This window comes from Ottowia beijingensis, from assembly GCF_013423955.1.
GTDB classification, from domain to species: Bacteria; Pseudomonadota; Gammaproteobacteria; order Burkholderiales; family Burkholderiaceae_C; genus Ottowia; species Ottowia beijingensis.
Genome location: NZ_JACCKX010000001.1, coordinates 2148792 through 2166105, shown reverse-complemented (window position 1 = coordinate 2166105; position 17314 = coordinate 2148792). Strand labels below are relative to the sequence as shown.

Genomic DNA, 17314 nt, shown 5'->3' with positions numbered 1-17314 from the left:
GATGGACCGGCGCTGGAGGCCGATTTGGCTTAAAACGTGTACTTGATGCCCAGCACCAGCGCGGCCCGGCCGGTGAAGCGGCCGCTGGGCGTGGTGTAGAGCGCCTTGTCGGCATTGGTGCCGATGACGGCGGCGCTGGCCGACAGACCGTTGCCGAAGTCCTTGTTCAGCGCCAGCGCATAGTCGGTGTATGCATAGGCGCTGTTGTGGCGCACCCACTGGCGGCCCACGTGCGGCACCACCGACCAGCCATCGCCCAGGTCCACGTTGGCCGACAGGTCGAGGTAGCCGCTGCCCTTGCTGTCGTCAAAGCCGAACAGGTTGGTGAGCGCGTGCGAATACTTGGCGGTGAAGATGCCGTAGCTCAGCGCGCCGTAGATCTCGGTGGTATTGGGGCTGATGGACAGCTTGTGGCTGGGGTAGTTGTAGTGCAGCAGGCCGACGTCATAACCCAGGCCGCTGGCACCGAACTGGCCCTTGTAGCCGCCGTACACGTCCCACTCCATCGGCGCATCGCCACCGGCGTCCTTGATCCACTTGATGGTGGTGAGCCAGGTGCCCACGTACAGGCCGCTGGCGTGGCTGTAATCGGCGCCGGCGCTCAGCGCGGGCTTCAGCCGGCTTTGCGAGATGCCGCGATAGCGGTAATCGGTGGTGGCACCGACGTTGAACGACAGCGTGCTTTCGGGGGCCGGGGCGGGCTCGGGCGTGACGGCGGTCTGCGCCAGGGCCGCGCCGCCGGCGCCGATCGCCGCTATGGCCAGACCCAGGGGCTTGATGGTGCGCAAGGCGGTGTGCATGACTTCCTCTTCGGTGTTGAATGACTGCGAAGAGGTTTAAGCAGGAGGCGTGCCAGCTGCCATCGCGCTCCATGCCGCGCTACAGTTCGGCCCAGCGACGTGGTGGCGCCAACGCGGAGGCCACGCCGATCGCACCGCATCGGTGCAGGCAGCCACGCACCAACATGGGGATGAACGCAAGCATGGGTTTGAGTCTGGTGCAAAGCCGCGCCCTGATGGGGCTGGCGGCGCCCGCCGTCACCGTCGAGGTGCATCTGGCCAACGGGCTGCCCAGCTTCACGCTGGTGGGCCTGGCCGACGTGGAGGTGAAGGAGGCCCGCGAGCGCGTGCGCAGCGCGCTGCAGAACAGCGGGCTGGAGTTTCCGCACAACCAGCGCATCACCGTCAACCTGGCGCCCGCCGATCTGCCGAAGGATTCGGGCCGGTTCGATCTGCCCATCGCGCTCGGCATCCTGGCCGCCAGCGGGCAGATCGACGGTGCGCGGCTGGCGGGCTGGGAGTTTGCCGGCGAGCTGTCGCTGTCGGGCGAGCTGCGCCCGGTGCGCGGCGCGCTGGCCACCGCCGTGGCGCTGCACCAGGGCGGCGTGGATGCCAAGCTGGTGCTGCCGCCCGGCAGCGCCGAAGAGGCCGCGCTGGTGCCCGGCATGGCGGTGTACCGCGCACGCCATCTGCTGGACGTGGTGGCGCAGTTCCTGCCCGCCGGCACGCCGCCGCCGGCCGAAGTCGAAGGCTGGTCGCGCGTGCCGCCGGCCGAGCGCAGCCAAGCGCCCGCCTACCCCGACCTGGCCGACGTGAAAGGCCAGGCCGCCGCCCGGCGCGCTCTTGAAATTGCAGCAGCGGGTGCCCATTCGCTGCTGATGATGGGCCCGCCGGGCACCGGCAAGTCGATGCTGGCGCAGCGCTTTGCCGGCCTGCTGCCGCCGATGAACGTGGGCGAAGCGCTGCAGAGCGCCGCCATCGCCAGCCTGGGCGGCAGCTTCAAGCTGCAGGCCTGGGGCGTGCGGCCCACCCGCTCGCCGCACCACACCGCCAGCGCGGTGGCGCTGGTGGGCGGCGGCTCACCGCCACGGCCGGGTGAAATCTCGCTGGCGCACGAGGGCGTGCTGTTTCTGGACGAGTTGCCGGAGTTTCCGCGCGCCGCGCTCGAAGCCCTGCGCGAACCGCTGGAGAGCGGCCACATCACCATCAGCCGCGCGGCGCAGCGGGCGGAGTTTCCGGCGCGCTTCCAGCTCATCGCGGCGATGAACCCTGCCCCTGCGGCTACCTGGGCTCGCGCATCAAGCCCTGCCGCTGCACGCCCGACCAGGTGGCGCGTTACCAGGGCAAGCTGTCGGGGCCGCTGCTGGACCGCATCGACCTGCACATCGAGGTGGCGGCCCTGCCGGCCGACGAACTGCTGGCGGCACCGCCCGGCGAGGCCACCGCCGCCGTGCGGGCGCGCTGCGCGGCGGCGCGCGAGCGTGCGCTGGCGCGGCAAGGCGTGCCCAACCAGGCGCTGCACGGCCAGGCCATCGACGCGCATGTGCGGCTCGACGATGCCGCGCGCCCCTTCCTGCACACCGCGGCCACGCGCCTGGGCTGGAGCGCCCGCGCCACCCACCGCGCGCTGAAGGTGGCGCGCACCATCGCCGACCTGGCCGGCAGCGAGCTGACGACGACGGCGCACGTGGCCGAAGCGGTGCAGTACCGGCGGGCGCTGCGCAGCGCGGCTTGATCAATTTTTGATCAAATCAGCCTCCAGCGCCTGTCCATCAAGCGCTGGCAGCTATGATTTTTGATTGATTGTCAAGAAATCTCGGGCCCTGTTGTGGGAGCGGGCTTGCCCGCGATGAGGCGTCTCGTCGCCACCAACGATTGATCGCGGGCAAGCCCGCTCCCACACAGCGGATGCAGTCCGCGCGTCATCCGAGACTTCCTGAGAGTCGAGGATTCTTGATGTTCTTGTGAGCAGCCGAGGCGTAGCTCGGTTCTCAACGCTTGCGCAACGCGTCGCGCAGCGCCTGCACGTCGCGCGCCACCACGCGCTCGGCGTGCGTCAGGGACTGGCGCTCGCGCCACTGCCTCCAGTGCGTACCCAGGCTGCTGGCGTGGCTGTCCACGGCACGCTCGCCCCACTGGCGCAGGGCGCGCGGCGCGTGCAGGCGAAGGCCATCGTCGTCGCGCTTCGAAGGCTGTGCCGCACCCTGCGCCAGCCGCACACCTGCACGCAGTGCACGGGCGGCCACCACCGCGGCGCCCAGCCAGGCGGGCGAGGCCTGGGCATCGCCGCGCTCGCGCGCACGCTCGTCGCCGCGCGACGGGGCAGACTGTTCGTCACGCGGCCGCGGCGGCCGGGCAGCCTCACGCGCGGCCCATGCGGGTGGCGCCTCCGTTGACCCCGCCTTGGGGCGTGTCATCAGCCAGGCTGCGGCCACCGAGATCAGCAACGCCAGCGCCTCGTGGGAACGGGGCACGGCCACCGCCTGCCGGCGCGCCGGTCGCTGGGCGGGCCCTTCGTCACCTGCCAGGGCCGCTGCCACCGCGGCGGTGCTGGCCTGCGCCGTCATGTCGTCACCCTGCGCGCGCGCCTCGGCCTTCAGGCCGGTAACGGCGGCGGCCGGCGGCGGCGTGGGCGCGGGCGAGAACTGGCCGTGCCGCTCGGCCATCACGCGCGCCACGCTGGCGGCGAACAGCAGCACCGCGGCGGCAAAGTAGATCCACATCAGCAGCACCACCAGCGAACCCGCCGCGCCATAGGCCGACACCACCGCGGCCGTCGACAGGTACAGCGCCAGCGCGTACTTGCCGACGCCGAACAGCAGCGCGCCCACCGCTGCGCCGCGCAGCAGGTAGCGCAGGCTCGGCTGCGGCCCGGCGCTCATGCGCATCAGCGCCACGAACAGGCCGGTGGTGATGAGGAACGAGATGGCCTGGTTCAGCGTCGCCAGCACCAGCTTCATCTCGAAGCGGCTGCCGGCCCATTGCTCCAGCAGGCTCAGCAGGCTGGCGATCACGGTGGACACCAGCATCAGGAAACCGAAGGCCAGGATATAGGCCACGCCGCGCAGCCGCAGCGTGGCGGTGTGCCACCAGGCATCCACGGCGTCCACGCCGGTGCCCTGCGTCCACAGGCGCTCCAGCGCCGACTGCAATTCGGCGAACACGCCCGTCGCGCCCACCAGCAACAGCACGAAGGCCAGCAGCGAGGCGAACAGCCCCTTGCCGGGCTCCTGCGCGCTGGCGATCGCGGCCTTGATCACCTCGGCCCCCTGCTGTCCGACGACGCCGCCGATCTGCGTGATCAGGCTCGTTTCCAGCATCTGGCGGTCCAGCCACCAGCCGAGCACGGCCACGATGAGCACCAGCAGCGGCGCCAGGCTGAGGATGCCGTAGAACGACATGGCCGCGCTCATGCGCAGTCCGTCGGCGTCGGACCACAGCTCGAACGCGCGGTACAGCGGGTAGAACACCCTGAGCCTGCCCTGGAACAGCTTGGGAACCACCGGCGCGGTGGGCGCTGCGCCGGTGGCGGCGGCCACGGCCGTGGCGGTAGCGGCATCGACGGGGGCGGAATCGGCAGCGGTGGTGACCATGCGGCCAGTCTAGGCGCGCGCCCCGGCCCACCCAGCCAGCGGCCACCGGCACACGCTGTCAGCCGACGCCGACGCGGCGCGTTCAGCGCGCACAGGCCCCCAATGCACGGCAAGCCTGGGTCGACACATGCGGGCCAACCCCGAGGCCAGTGCGCGCAGCCCTGTGGCATTCTTCTTGCAAGCCCCATCGTCGGGCGCCCACGCGCACCCCTTCCACCCCTGACCGGAGAACACCCATGCCCCTGTCCCCCGCCAGTGCCTTGGCGCCGCCGCCCTGCTGACCGCCGCTGCCGCCGCCCCGACCTGGGCACAGGGCAGCACGCCGATCAAGTTCCAGCTCGACTGGCGCTTCGAGGGGCCGGCAGCGCTGTTCCTGCAGCCGGTGGCCAAGGGCTACTTCAAGCAGGCCGGGCTGAACGTGACGGTGGACGCTGGCAACGGCTCGGGCGGGGCGGTGACGCGCGTGGCCTCGGGCGCCTACGACATGGGCTTTGCCGACCTGGCGGCGCTGATGGAGTTCCACGCCAACAACCCCGACGCGCCCAACAAGCCGGTGGCGGTGATGATGGTCTACAACAACACGCCGGCCGCGGTGTTCGCGCTCAAGAAGTCGGGCATCACGAAACCCGCCGACCTGGGCGGCAAGAAGCTCGGCGCGCCGGTGTTCGACGCCGGGCGGCGCGGCTTCCCGATCTTCGCCAAAGTCAACGGCGTGAAGGACGTGGCCTGGACGTCGATGGACCCGCCGTTGCGCGAAACCATGCTGGTGCGCGGCGACGTGGACGCCATCACCGGCTTCGGCTTCACCTCGCTGCTGAACCTGGAGGCGCGCGGCGTGAAGCCAGCCGACGTGGTGCTGATGCCCTACGCCGACCACGGCGTGAAGCTGTACGGCAACGCCATCATCGTGGGCCAGAAGCTGCTGAAGGAGAACCCGGGCGCGATCAAGGCCTTCCTCGGCGCCTTCGCCAGGGGCGCGAAGGAGGTGATGGCCAACCCGGCCGCCGCCATCGAGCACGTGAAGGCGCGCGACGGCATCGTCAACGTGCCGCTGGAGACGCGCCGCCTGCAACTGGCCATCGACAGCGTGATCGCCAGCCCCGATGCCCGCGCCGAGGGCTTTGGCCAGGTGGTGACCAGCCGCCTGTCGCTGATGGCCTCGCAGGTGTCCGACGCCTACGGCACCAAGACCCGCGTGAACCCCGAGGCGGTGTGGAACGGCAGCTTTCTGCCGGGCCGGGCCGAGCTGGACGTGCTGCCCGCGGCCAAGAAGTAAGCCCATGGCCGAGCTTGCCGGCGCGGCCGCGCCCTTCATCGACTTCCGCGATGTCTGGCTGGCCTACAACGACGAGCTGCTGGCACAACGGCAGTTCGCGGTGGAAGCCATCGACCTGCAGGTGGCGCAGGGCGAGTTCATCGCCATCGTCGGGCCTTCGGGCTGCGGAAAGTCGACCTTCATGAAGCTGGCCACGGGCCTGAAGCGCCCGTCGCGCGGCAGCATCGTCATCGACGGGCGCGAGGTCGATGGGCCGCTGAAGATCAGCGGCATGGCGTTCCAGGCGCCATCGCTGCTGCCCTGGCGCACCACGCTCGACAACGTGCTGCTGCCGCTGGAGATCGTCGAGCCGTATCGCTCCCAATTTCGCAGCAAGCGGGCCGAATACGCCGAGCGCGCCCGCGCCCTGCTGCGCCAGGTGGGCCTGGGCGGCTACGAGAGCAAGTACCCTGGCAGCTGTCGGGCGGCATGCAGCAGCGCGCCAGCATCTGCCGCGCGCTGATCCACGAACCCAAGATGCTGCTGCTCGACGAACCCTTCGGCGCGCTCGACGCCTTCACCCGCGAAGAGCTGTGGTGCACGCTGCGCTACCTGTGGCAGGCGCAGCGCTTCAACGTCATCCTGGTCACGCACGACTTGCGCGAAAGCGTGTTCCTGGCCGACACCGTGTACGTCATGAGCAAAAGCCCCGGCCGCTTCGTGGTGCGGCGCACCATCGACCTGCCGCGCCCGCGCGACCTGGAAATCACCTACACCAAGCACTTCACCGAAACCGTGCACGAGCTGCGCGGACACATCGGCGCCATGCGCCAGCCCGGCGCGGAGGTGGCGCCATGAGCACCCCACGCCGCAAGCTGGTCGAGCGCGCCTCGCCCTTCGTGCTGATGGCCATCATCGCCCTGCTGTGGGAGTTGGTGTGCCGCGTGTTCGAGGTGTCCGAATTCGTGTTCCCGCGCCCTCGGCCATCTGGGCGCGGCTGGTCGAGTTCCACACCGTCATCGCCGCCCACGCCTGGCGCACCTTCTGGGTCACCATGGTCGGCTTCGCGCTGGCCATCGTGGTCGGCGTGCTGCTGGGTTTCATCATCGGCAGTTCGCGCCTGGCCTACACCGCCATGTACCCGCTGATGACCGCCTTCAATGCCCTGCCGAAGGCCGCCTTCGTACCCATCCTGGTGGTGTGGTTCGGCATCGGCGTCGGCCCGGCGGTGCTGACGGCGTTCCTGATCTCGTTCTTCCCCATCACCGTCAACATCGCCACCGGCCTGGCCACGCTGGAGCCCGAGCTTGAAGACGTGCTGCGCGTGCTGGGCGCCAAGCGCTGGGACGTGCTGACCAAGATCGGCCTTCCGCGCTCCATGCCCTACTTCTTCGCCTCGCTCAAGGTGGCGATCACCCTGGCCTTTGTCGGCACCACCGTGTCCGAGATGATGGCCGCCAACGAAGGCATCGGCTACATGCTGGTCTCGGCCGGCGCCTCGATGCAAATGGCCCTGGCCTTCGCCGGCCTGCTGGTCGTCGGCGTGATGGCGATGCTGATGTACGAGCTGTTCAGCTTTATCGAGAAGCACACCACTGGCTGGGCGCACCGGGGTCGCAGGCGGGGTGACATCACACCCTTGGCGTGACCCGCTCGCACTCGATGGCTTCCATCTGGCGCGCCGACGAGACGCGCCCATTTGTTGGCAGCATTTCGCTCATGCATACTCTTTTTCATGCCAACCCATGCCGATCTGGACGCCCGCTCGCTGGCACTGCACCGCCTGGTGGCTGAGCGCCTGCGCCAGGATCCGGCGGCATTCGAACATGCACGGGACACATTGGCACGCTGGCGCCAATCCGCCGATGCCCGCGTGCAGCCCTATCTTGCAGCGTGGGAGGCCATCATGGCCAAGGGGCTGCAGTCCACCATCGTCGTTATGCTGGAAGAGTCGGAACGTGCCGCCGCGCTCAGGCAGGCTTCACCCTTCGCGGGGTTGCTAAGCCATGCCGAGCGATTCGCGGCGCTGAAAGCATGGCGCCAGGAACATCCCCATGCGTCGGCATGAGCTGGAGCACCTGATCCGCGCGGCCGCCGCGGTGACGAACGAATACGAGATCGTGGTGATCGGCAGCCAGTCGATCCTGGGCGCGGTGGCCGATCCGCCTGCCGCGCTGCTGCAGTCGATGGAGGCGGACTGCTATCCGCTGAAGCAGCCGGAACTGGCCGATCTGATCGACGGTGCGATCGGCGAGCTGTCGCCCTTTCACGAACGGTTTGGTTACTACGCCCAGGGTGTGGGGCCAGAAACCGCCGTGCTGCCCGCTGGTTGGCAGGATCGGCTGGTGAAGCTGCAGAACGAAAACACCGACCTCAAGATCGGTTGGTGTCTGGAGCCGCACGACCTGGCCGCTGCCAAGCTGGTGGCGGGACGCGAGAAGGACGGGCCTTTCGTGCAGACCATGCTGCGGCATGGCCTGATCCAGCTGAACACACTGCTTGATCGCGTGCAGGCGCTGCCCGTGGACGCCAACGCCAAGGCGCGGTTGGCGCGACACGCTCAGGCGCTGGCCTGAGCCCGCCACATCACAACCCCAGGTTCGGCGCCAGCGCGCGCTCCACCTCGGCCAGCGGCACGCCGCTGCGTTCAGCCATGTCGGCGGCCTGGGTCTGGTCGATCTTGCCGACGCTGAAATACGTGCTGTCGGGGTGGCTGAAGTAGAAGCCGCTGACACTGGCCGCCGGTGACATGGCAAAGCTTTCGGTGACCGACATGCCGATGTCGGCGGCGCCCAGCAGTTCGAACAGCGGCTGCTTCACGCGGTGGTCGGGGCAGGCGGGGTAGCCGGGCGCGGGGCGGATGCCGACGTACTTTTCGGCGATCAAGTCCTCGTTCGACAAGCCCTCGCCCGCCGCATAACCCCACCAGTCGGTGCGCACGCGGTGGTGCAGCCATTCGGCGCCGGCCTCGGCCAGGCGGTCGGCCAGGGCTTTCAGCGTGATGGCGCTGTAGTCGTCGTGCGCGGCCATGAACTCGGCCACCTTCTTGTCCACGCCGATGCCGGCGGTGACGGCGAAGGCGCCGATGTGGTCTTTCAAGCCATTTTGGCCTTCGGCGCCCGTCTGGCCTGCGCTAACAGCTTCTGAATCAATAGCATTGCGCGGCGCGATGAAGTCGGCCAGGCAGCGGCTGGGGCGCATCTGGTCGTTGGCGTCTTCCTGCTTTTCGGTTTGCTGGCGCAGGCCGTACCAGGTCAGGGCCACGTCGCGACGCGATTCGTCGGCGTACAACTCGATGTCGTCGTCGCGCACGGTGTTGGCAGGCCAGAAGCCGACGATGGCGTGCGCCGTCAGCCAGCGGCCGTCGACGATTTTCTTCAGCATGGCCTGGGCGTCGTTGTACACGCGCGTGGCTTCCTCGCCCACCACCTCGTCGGTCAGGATGGCGGGGAATTTGCCGGCCAGGTCCCAGGTCTGGAAGAAGGGCGTCCAGTCGATGAAGGGCAGCAGCTCGGCCAGGTCGATGTTGCGGATGACGCGGCGGCCGATGAACTTGGGCTGTGGTGGCTGGTAGCCGGCCCAGTCGATGCGGGTCTTGTTGGCGCGCGCCTTCGCCAGCGGCCACAGCGGCACCTGCTTCTTGTTGGCGTGCTGGTGGCGCACGCGCTCGTAGTCGGCGCGCACGTCGGCCCAGTATTGCGCGGCCTGCTCGCCCAGCAGGCCCTGCGCCACGCCCACGCTGCGCGAGGCGTCGGGCACGTAGAGCACCGGACCATCGTAGTGCGGCGCGATCTTCACCGCCGTGTGCACGCGGCTGGTGGTGGCGCCGCCGATCAGCAGCGGGATGGCGTTGTCGCGGAAGTGCGCGTCCTTCTGCATCTCGCCGGCCACGTGCTGCATCTCTTCCAGGCTGGGCGTGATGAGGCCCGACAGGCCCACGATGTCGGCGCCTTCTTCCTTGGCCTTCTTCAGGATTTCATGGGCCGGCACCATCACGCCCATGTTCACCACCTCGAAGTTGTTGCACTGCAAGACGACGGTGACGATGTTCTTGCCGATGTCGTGCACATCGCCCTTGACGGTGGCGATGACGATCTTGCCCTTGGCCTTGACGTCGGCACCAGCGTCAGCCATGGCCTTCTTCTCGGCCTCGATGTAGGGCAGCAAATGCGCCACGGCCTGCTTCATCACGCGCGCACTTTTCACCACCTGCGGCAGGAACATCTTGCCGGCGCCGAACAGATCGCCCACCACGTTCATGCCGTCCATCAGCGGCCCTTCGATGACGTGCAGCGGGCGGCCGCCGCCCTGCACCACCATCTGCTGGTAGGCCTCTTCGGTGTCTTCGACGATGAACTCGGTGATGCCGTGCACCAGCGCGTGGCTCAGGCGCTCGTTCACGCCCACCGGCTTGTCCGGCGTGCCGCGCCATTCCAGCTTCTTGCTGTCGTCCTTGGCGGCGCCCTTGGCGGATTCGGCGATCTCCAGCAGGCGCTCGGCGGCGTCGGGGCGGCGGTTGAGCACCACGTCTTCCACGCGCTCGCGCAACTCGGGCTCCAGGTCGTCGTACACGCCCACCATGCCGGCGTTGACGATGCCCATGTCCATGCCGGCCTTGATGGCGTGGTACAGGAACACGGTGTGGATCGCCTCGCGCACCGGGTCGTTGCCGCGAAAGCTGAAAGACACGTTGCTCACGCCGCCCGACACCTTGGCGCCGGGCAGGTTCTGCTTGATCCAGCGCGTGGCCTCGATGAAGTCGACCGCGTAGTTGGCGTGCTCCTCGATGCCGGTGGCGATGGCGAAGATGTTGGGGTCGAAGATGATGTCTTCGGGCGGAAAGCCGACTTCATCGACCAGGATGCGGTAGGCGCGCTCGCAGATCTCGATCTTGCGCGCGTAGGTGTCGGCCTGGCCCTGCTCGTCGAAGGCCATCACCACCGTGGCGGCGCCGTAGCGCTTGATCAGGCGCGCCTGGCGTTTGAACTCGTCCACGCCCTCCTTCATGCTGATGGAGTTGACGATGCCCTTGCCCTGGATGCAGCGCAGGCCGGCCTCGATCACGCTCCACTTGCTGGAATCGACCATCACCGGCACGCGGGCGATGTCGGGCTCGGTCGCCATCAGGTTGAGGAACTTCACCATCGCGGCCTGGCCGTCGAGCATGCCCTCGTCCATGTTCACGTCGACGATTTGCGCGCCGTTTTCGACCTGCTGGCGCGCCACGGCCAGGGCCTCTTCGTACTGGCCGCCCAGGATCATCCGCGCGAAGGCCTTCGAGCCGGTGATGTTGGTGCGCTCGCCGATGTTGACGAACAGCGCGCCGGGACCGATGACCAGCGGCTCCAGGCCCGAGAGCTGGAGCGGCGGCGGAGAAGAAGAAAGAGAAGCTGCGGACACGGCACTCACCTGCAAATCAAGTTTCAGGTGAGCGTCGTTGCAACAAAGACCCGCGCCATTGATTCGAGATCAATAGCATTCGGCGCAAGCCTGACGCCGCTTGTGGCGCGGTTTCTTCAAAACCGCGCCGCTGGCGCTGCAACGCTCCTTGGCAGCCGAAGGCGCGATTCTAGGCCGTGCCAAAGCCCCTTGCCGCGTCGCGCCGTTGGGCCGCGGCGTCAGTCGCCGCGCACCGCGCGCACCAGCCGCTCGGTGTTGGTGCGCATCATGCGCACGTAGGTTTCGGCGTCGGCGCCGGGCGCGCTGAGCGCGTCGGAGTACAGCTCGCCCGAGGGCTTGACGCCGGTCTCGCGCCCGATCTGCTCGATCAGGCGCGGGTCGGAGATGTTCTCGACGAACAGCGCCTTGATGCCTTCCTTGCGGATCTGCCGCACCAGCTGTGCCACGCCCTTGGCGGACGCTTCGCTCTCGGTGCTGACGCCCTGCGGCGACAGAAAGCGCACGCCGTAGGCCTGGCCGTAGTAGGCGTAGGCGGCGTGCGAGGTGATGACCTTGCGCTGCGCGGCGGGGATGGGCGCCCAGGCGGCGCGGATGTCGGCGTCGAGCGTTTTCAGCTCAGCGGTGTAGCGCTCGGCGTTGGCGCGGTAGGCGGGCAGCCGGCGGCGTCGGCGGTGCACAGGCCGTCGGCAATGTTCTTCACGTAGGTGATGACGTTGGGCACGCTTTGCCAGGCGTGCGGGTCGTGGCGGCCGTGGTCGTGCTTGTGGCCATGGTCATGGTTGTGGCCGCGCGTGCCGGCGATGGGTTTGACGCCTTTCGTGGTGACCACCTGCGGACCCTTGTAGCCGGTGCTTTGCAGCAGGCGCGGCATCCAGCCTTCGTAGCCCAGGCCGTTGGAGACCACGAGTTGCGCCTGCCCGACCTGGCGCGCGTGCGCGGGCGTGGGCTGGAAGACGTGGCCATCGGCGCCCGGGCCGACCAGCGTGGTGACGGCGACGCGATCACCGCCCACCTGCTGCACCAGGTCACCCAGCAGGCTGAAGCTGGCGACCACGCGCAGCGGCTCGGCGGCGTGGGCGGGCAGGGTGAAGGCGACGAGCGCGGCGGCCAGGGCGGTGCGGCGGGTGAGGAATGACATCTTGAGTTACTCCTTTGTTGATAGCTGTGTGCGCTTGCCAGACAAGCGTTAGCGGTTGATTCTTCTTGAATTTCGATTGGCTGCGGTGGTCCGCCCATCCAACAGGTCGTCCTCCCGGCGAAAGCCGGGATCCGTGCTGCGCTTCGCTCGCATGAACGTGGCGTTCGCTGGCGCGGCGGTGTGGATTCCGGCTTTCGCCGGAATGACGAGGAAGAAAACGTTCACGCCCGCAGATGCCGCTGGCGCCCATGCTGCCCACTGCGCCAGGCGCCGTGGCGGCCGACGAGCAGCGAGACGAGGTACACCGCGCCCAGGTTGAGCACGATGGTGGGGCTGGTGGGCCAGTCGGCGTGGTAGCTGATCAGCAGCCCGGCCACGCAGGCCGCCAGCGCCAGCGCGGCGGCCAGCGCCATCAGCGCCGGCACGCCGCGCACCCACAGGCGCGCGGTGGCGGCGGGCAGCACCATGATGCCCACGGCCATCAGCGTGCCCAGCGCATGAAAGCCGGCCACCAGGCAGATGACCACCAGCACCAGAAAACCGTAGTGCGCCAGCGCACTGAAGCGGCTGACGCTGCGCAGGAACTGCGGATCCAGGCACTCCAGCACCAGCGGCCGGTACATCAGCGCCAGCGCCGCCAGCGTGGCGACGGCAATGCCCACCAGCAGCGTCAGCGCCGCGTCGTTGAGCGCCAGCACGGTGCCGAACAGCACGTGCAGCAGATCGACGCTGCTGCCGCGCGTGCTGACGATCAGCACGCCCAGCGCCAGGCTGAGCAGGTAGAAGGCGGCCAGGCTGGCGTCCTCGCGCAGCACGGTGGAGCGCGCCACCAGCCCCGAGCCCACGGCCACCAGCAGGCCGGCGGCCACGCCGCCCAGCGTCATCGCCGTCAGCGACAGACCCGACAGCAGGTAGCCGATGGCCGCGCCGGGCAGGATGGCGTGCGCCATGGCGTCGCCGGTCAGGCTCATGCGGCGCAGCAGCAGGAACACGCCGACCGGCGCGCAACTGAGCGACAGCGCGATGCACCCCACCAGCGCGCGGCGCATGAAGCCGAATTCGGTCAGCGGGCCGACGAGCAGCGCCCACAGGCCGGTGTCCATCGTCTCGGGCGTCATGGGTATTGCTCCCTCGCCCCTCTGGGGAGAGGGCTGGTGTGAGGGGCCGGCGCGTGACCATGCGCATGCGCGTGACCGCTCTCGTGAACATGTTCATGCCCATGAGGGAGGACATGCATGTGCCCGTCGTGCCCCGTGCCTGCACCCTCCACCTCGCACACCGGCGCCCGCTCGTCGAACGCCTCCGGCATCGCCCGCAGGCGCTGCAGGTTGGCCGGCGTCAGCACCCGCGCCGTCGGCCCCCAGCCGACCAGCTCGCGCGCCAGCATCAGCGTTTCGGGAAAGCCTCGCGCACCTGGTGCAGGTCGTGTAGTACCGCCAGCACCGTCTTGCCCTCGCGCTGCCAGCCTTGCAGCAAGGCCAGCAAATCGGCGCAAGTGCGCTGATCAATGGCCGAAAAGGGCTCATCCAGCAGCAAGATGGGCGCATCCTGCAGCATCAGGCGCGCAAACAGCGTACGCTGCAACTGCCCGCCCGAGAGCGTGTCGATCGGCTGGCGCGCATAGCCCTCCAGCCCCACCGCCGCCAGAGCGTCGCGCACGCGCTCGCGCTGCGCGCGCGAAAAGCCGCCGAACGCGCCGGTTTCGTGCCACAGCCCCATGGCGGCGAACTCGCCCACCAGAATAGGAAAGCCGCGCTCCAGCGTGGCCTGCTGCGGCAGGTAGGCCACACGCTGGCCCGCAAGCCCGTCGATGCGCCCGCCGATGGGTTTGAGCAGCCCGGCCAGCGCCTTGATCAGCGTCGACTTGCCGGCGCCATTGGGCCCCACCACCGCCAGCAGCGCGCCGGGCTGGATCACGCCCGACAGGTGGTGCACCGCCGGATGGCCGTCGTAGCCCAGCGTCAGGTCGTGCAGGGCGACGGGCTGCGGCGCCGCCATCACGCGCCCCCGCCCTGCAGCGCCCAGCGCCACAGCAACAGCAGCACGGCGCTCAACACCGCCGCGACGCCCAGGCGCCAACCGGCGCCGCGCAGCAGCAGCGGGGACGTTTGGACAGCGGCGGGGGCGGGGTCATGGGCGGCAATCGGAAGGCGGCGATAAAATGCAACTGACTTGCATCAAGCCGCCGAGTGCGCGATCATATCGCAAGTCAGTTGCATTAACGACCGCCCTGCAGCTTCATGCCCACGTTTGACCCCGCCGCCCTCAGCCAGCGCCTGCACCAGGCCGGGCTGCGCAGCACGCGCGCGGTGCTGGGCGTGGCCGAGCTGTTCGAGCAGGCCGCCACGCACTGGCAACCCACCCATGCCGACGTGGCGGCGCGGCTGGCGCAGGCGGGCGAGCCGGTGAACCCCGTCACGCTGTACCGCCTGCTGGACCGGCTGGTCGCCGCCGGCCTGCTGGCGCGCCACACGGCGCCGGGCGAGCGGGTGTGGCGCTTTCAGTGGCTGGGTGTGGCCGCATCGGCGCCTGAGTCCGCGCCCGCCGTGCCGCACTTCGAATGCGACGCCTGCCACACGCAGTTTCCGCTGCAGGCGGCCGACGCGCCCACGCAGGCGGTGGCCGATGCGCTGCGCCGCACGCTGGCCGAGCACGGGCACCAGGCGGCGCGGGTCGACTTGGCCGTGCACGGCACCTGCGCCGGCTGCCGTGAAGACGGCAGCGCCCATCACTCCTGATTCGATAGCTGCTTGCGCTTATCCACCGGGCGCTGGAGGCCGATTTGGCTTGCCACCCAAAAAGCGGGCGGCTGATGGTTGCCGCACCGCGGCGCCATGGCAGCCGGGTGGGAGCGGGCTTGCCCGCGATGCGGCCTCCCAGTCGAGGCGGCGCCTTATCGCGGCCACGGCCGCTCCCACAAGGGATGGCAGGCCTCTGCGCACCGCAACAGGACTTCGAGTGGCCAGTTCCATCAAACCGACGCCCGCCCTCACTGCTCCCCAGCCAGCGCGCCTGAAGCCCCTCGGCGGCCAACCGTGCCAGCAGTTCGCGCACGTGCTCGGCATCGCGCGTCTGCAGCACCATCTCGATCTCGACGTTTTGCGCCGCCAGCAGCGTGAAGGCGCGCTGGTGGTGGATTTCCTGCACGTTGGCGCCGCATTCGGCCACCAATGCCGTGACGCGCGCCAGCGAGCCCGGCACGTCGCGCGCGCTGACGACGATGCGCGCCAGCCGGCCCGAGCGCACCATGCCGCGCCCGATGATGGCGGCCAGCAGCAGCGGGTCGATGTTGCCGCCCGACAGCACCAACCCCACCTGGCGGCCCTGAAACTGCTGCGGATGGCGCAGCAGCGCCGCCAGTGCGACGGCGCCCGCGCCTTCGGCCAGGGTCTTCTCGATCTCCAGCAGCATCACGATGGCCTGCTCCACGTCGCCCTCGTCCACGAGAAGCAGATCGTCCACGTGCTGACGGATCAGTGGCAGGCAGCGCGCGCCCGGCGCGCTGACCGCGATGCCCTCGGCAATGGTGCTGGCGCCCTGCGCGTGCGTGCTGCCGGTGACCGCGTTCACCGCGCCGGGAAAGCGCGCCGTCTGCACGCCCACCACGCGGATGCCGGGCTTGAGCGCCTTGGCCGCGGTGGCCACGCCGCTGATCAGCCCGCCGCCGCCGATAGGCACCACCAGCGTGTCCAGCGCGGGCTGCTCGGCCAGCATCTCCAGCGCCAGCGTGCCCTGGCCAGCCATGATGGCCTCGTCGTCGAACGGGTGCACGAAGCTCAGGCCCTGCTCGCGCGCCAGGGCCTGCGCATGCGCGCTGGCGGCGTCCAGCGTGTCGCCGTGCAGGATCACCTCGGCGCCGAAGCCCTGCGTGCGCGTCACCTTCACGCCGGGGGTGAAGCGCGGCATCACGATCACGGCGCGGATGCCCAGCCGCTGCGCATGAAAGGCCACGCCCTGCGCGTGGTTGCCGGCGCTCATGGCGATCACGCCGCGGGCACGCTCCTCCTTCGATAGCTGCGCGAGCTTGTTGCACGCGCCGCGCTCCTTGAACGAGGCGGTGAACTGCAGGTTCTCCATCTTCAGGAACACCTGCGCGCCCGTCACCTGCGACAGCGTGCGCGATTCGACGCAGGGGGTGTCGAGCACCTGGCCCTTCAGGCGGTCGGCGGCTTGCTGGATGTCGGTGAGTTGCAGCATCGGCGCATTGTGCGCCGCGCGGTCACTCTTTATTAATAGTGGCTTGCGCACGCCACACCTTGATTTCAAGAGAAAATCATCTAAAACCAAGAATGGACGGGCGCGGGCAGCTATTGTTTTTTGCTTGACGATCAAGAAGTCTCAGATGACGTGCGGACCGCATCCGCGGTGTGGAAGCGGGCTTGCCCGTGATCAAGCCTAGGTTGCGGTGAGACGCCTCATCACTGGCAAGCCCGCTCCCACAACACTGTCTGAGACTTGTTGCCAACCAAGTATTTTTGATGCATCCACCAGCTACACCGCCGACGCCGGCAGCCCGAACAAGCGATCGAACACCCAGGTGAACACGAAGGTGTAGATCAGGAAGAACACCAGCAGCCCGATGTCGAGCAGCAGCGCCTGCCACAGCTCACGCCCAGCCACCATGCGATGAACGGCACCAGCCACAGCAGCAGCCCGCCCTCGAAGCCGATGGCGTGCGCCACGCGCCGCGCCGGGCTGCGGCCGCGCACGGGCTGGCGCAGCTCCCAGCGCTCAAAGAACCAGTTGAACACCAGGTTCCACACCACCGCGATGGCCGAGCTGCCCACCGCCATGCCGCCCGAGCTGCCCCAGCCGTGGTCGGTGAACAGTCCCAGCGCCAGCGTGACCACGGCGATGGCGATCAGCTCGTACAGCGCGACGTAGAGGATGCGGCGGCGCGGGCCGCGCAGCAGGAACAGCAGGGGTGCCGGTGCGGACATGGCGACACTCTAGCAAGCCGATGCGACTCGCCTTGCCCGCGCCGCGACGGCGGGCGGGTGCATCCGGCGAGTGCCGGACTGCGTCATCGTGCGAGGGTCAGCGCCAGCGACCGCGTTGTTCAGCCGCACATCGGAATGCTGATTGGCACCAAAAATACTGCCAGGTTGCCATGAACACTACAGTTATAGCTATCGTATTTGCGGCATTC

General features: G+C 68.9%; 13 protein-coding genes and 5 pseudogenes. 7 read left to right on the top strand and 11 right to left on the bottom strand.

The annotated features are described in order from the left end of the window. Window positions 1-29: 29 nt before the first annotated feature. Entirely contained in the window at window positions 30-800 is a 771-nt protein-coding gene (locus H0I39_RS10860) for a TorF family putative porin (protein WP_180550485.1), read from the bottom strand. A gap of 20 nt (window positions 801-820) precedes the next feature. On the opposite strand from H0I39_RS10860, the pseudogene H0I39_RS10855 reads away from it, so the two are divergent. Together H0I39_RS10855 and H0I39_RS24110 are read left to right on the top strand one after the other, a co-directional pair. Then, window positions 821-2133: pseudogene (locus H0I39_RS10855) on the top strand (YifB family Mg chelatase-like AAA ATPase); the annotation flags it as partial. After that, a complete protein-coding gene (locus tag H0I39_RS24110) occupies window positions 2107-2514 on the top strand; it encodes a magnesium chelatase subunit ChlI family protein (RefSeq protein ID WP_373368340.1) in 408 nt (135 codons plus the stop codon). The pseudogene H0I39_RS10855 and the gene H0I39_RS24110, both read left to right, overlap by 27 nt. Before the next feature lie 256 nt (window positions 2515-2770). On the opposite strand, the gene H0I39_RS23295 is transcribed toward H0I39_RS24110, so the two are convergent. Next, window positions 2771-4372, bottom strand: coding sequence for a YhjD/YihY/BrkB family envelope integrity protein (locus tag H0I39_RS23295; RefSeq protein ID WP_180550484.1), 1602 nt, complete (start codon window positions 4370-4372; stop codon window positions 2771-2773). A gap of 274 nt (window positions 4373-4646) precedes the next feature. Between H0I39_RS23295 and H0I39_RS10845 the strand changes: the two genes are divergently transcribed. The 5 genes and pseudogenes from H0I39_RS10845 (at window position 4647) to H0I39_RS10825 (ending at window position 8203) form a co-directional block, all read left to right on the top strand. Continuing rightward, window positions 4647-5648, top strand: a complete 1002-nt coding sequence (locus H0I39_RS10845; RefSeq protein ID WP_180551785.1) for an ABC transporter substrate-binding protein — start codon at window positions 4647-4649, stop codon at window positions 5646-5648. Window positions 5649-5652: 4 nt separating this feature from the next. Further along, window positions 5653-6485, top strand: a pseudogene (locus H0I39_RS10840) (ABC transporter ATP-binding protein). Continuing rightward, window positions 6482-7275, top strand: a pseudogene (locus H0I39_RS10835) (ABC transporter permease). Before H0I39_RS10840 ends, H0I39_RS10835 begins: the two co-directional pseudogenes overlap by 4 nt. A gap of 87 nt (window positions 7276-7362) precedes the next feature. Further along, a complete protein-coding gene (locus tag H0I39_RS10830) occupies window positions 7363-7695 on the top strand; it encodes a hypothetical protein (protein WP_180550483.1) in 333 nt (110 codons plus the stop codon). After that, entirely contained in the window at window positions 7682-8203 is a 522-nt protein-coding gene (locus H0I39_RS10825; protein ID WP_180550482.1) for a DUF6036 family nucleotidyltransferase, read from the top strand. The genes H0I39_RS10830 and H0I39_RS10825 overlap by 14 nt, the downstream gene beginning before the upstream one ends. 10 nt (window positions 8204-8213) lie before the next feature. Here the strand turns inward: H0I39_RS10825 and metH are convergent, their stop codons facing one another. From metH to H0I39_RS10785, 9 genes and pseudogenes are all read right to left on the bottom strand, one after another. Then, window positions 8214-11036 (bottom strand): methionine synthase, encoded by a 2823-nt coding sequence (gene metH, locus H0I39_RS10820; RefSeq protein ID WP_373368286.1) that lies wholly within the window; start codon window positions 11034-11036, stop codon window positions 8214-8216. A 209-nt stretch (window positions 11037-11245) separates the two neighbouring features. After that, window positions 11246-11704: a metal ABC transporter solute-binding protein, Zn/Mn family gene (locus H0I39_RS23290; protein WP_308645831.1), complete on the bottom strand. Its 459-nt coding sequence runs from the start codon at window positions 11702-11704 to the stop codon at window positions 11246-11248. After that, a complete protein-coding gene (locus H0I39_RS23285; protein ID WP_307776810.1) occupies window positions 11638-12165 on the bottom strand; it encodes a metal ABC transporter substrate-binding protein in 528 nt (175 codons plus the stop codon). The genes H0I39_RS23290 and H0I39_RS23285 overlap by 67 nt, the downstream gene beginning before the upstream one ends. Window positions 12166-12213: 48 nt before the next feature. Next, window positions 12214-12390, bottom strand: a complete 177-nt coding sequence (locus tag H0I39_RS10810) for a hypothetical protein (protein WP_180550481.1) — start codon at window positions 12388-12390, stop codon at window positions 12214-12216. Then, window positions 12387-13283, bottom strand: coding sequence for a metal ABC transporter permease (locus H0I39_RS10805; RefSeq protein WP_257645755.1), 897 nt, complete (start codon window positions 13281-13283; stop codon window positions 12387-12389). Before H0I39_RS10805 ends, H0I39_RS10810 begins: the two co-directional genes overlap by 4 nt. A gap of 268 nt (window positions 13284-13551) precedes the next feature. Beyond that, window positions 13552-14163 (bottom strand): metal ABC transporter ATP-binding protein, encoded by a 612-nt coding sequence (locus H0I39_RS10800; protein WP_307776809.1) that lies wholly within the window; start codon window positions 14161-14163, stop codon window positions 13552-13554. Window positions 14164-14383: 220 nt separating this feature from the next. After that, window positions 14384-14584: a hypothetical protein gene (locus tag H0I39_RS10795; RefSeq protein WP_180550480.1), complete on the bottom strand. Its 201-nt coding sequence runs from the start codon at window positions 14582-14584 to the stop codon at window positions 14384-14386. A 590-nt stretch (window positions 14585-15174) separates the two neighbouring features. Beyond that, window positions 15175-16395: pseudogene (locus tag H0I39_RS10790) on the bottom strand (threonine ammonia-lyase); the annotation flags it as partial. A gap of 261 nt (window positions 16396-16656) precedes the next feature. Next, window positions 16657-17105, bottom strand: a pseudogene (locus H0I39_RS10785) (PACE efflux transporter). Window positions 17106-17314 lie beyond the last annotated feature (209 nt).

Coding starts and splice junctions, on each gene's coding strand:
- H0I39_RS10860 (WP_180550485.1), bottom strand. CDS start 800: ATGCACACCGCCTTGCGCACCATCAAGCCCCTGGGTCTGGCCATAGCG.
- H0I39_RS23295 (WP_180550484.1), bottom strand. CDS start 4,372: ATGGTCACCACCGCTGCCGATTCCGCCCCCGTCGATGCCGCTACCGCC.
- H0I39_RS10830 (WP_180550483.1), top strand. CDS start 7,363: ATGCCAACCCATGCCGATCTGGACGCCCGCTCGCTGGCACTGCACCGC.
- H0I39_RS10825 (WP_180550482.1), top strand. CDS start 7,682: ATGCGTCGGCATGAGCTGGAGCACCTGATCCGCGCGGCCGCCGCGGTG.
- H0I39_RS23285 (WP_307776810.1), bottom strand. CDS start 12,165: ATGTCATTCCTCACCCGCCGCACCGCCCTGGCCGCCGCGCTCGTCGCC.
- H0I39_RS10805 (WP_257645755.1), bottom strand. CDS start 13,283: ATGACGCCCGAGACGATGGACACCGGCCTGTGGGCGCTGCTCGTCGGC.
- H0I39_RS10800 (WP_307776809.1), bottom strand. CDS start 14,163: ATGGCGGCGCCGCAGCCCGTCGCCCTGCACGACCTGACGCTGGGCTAC.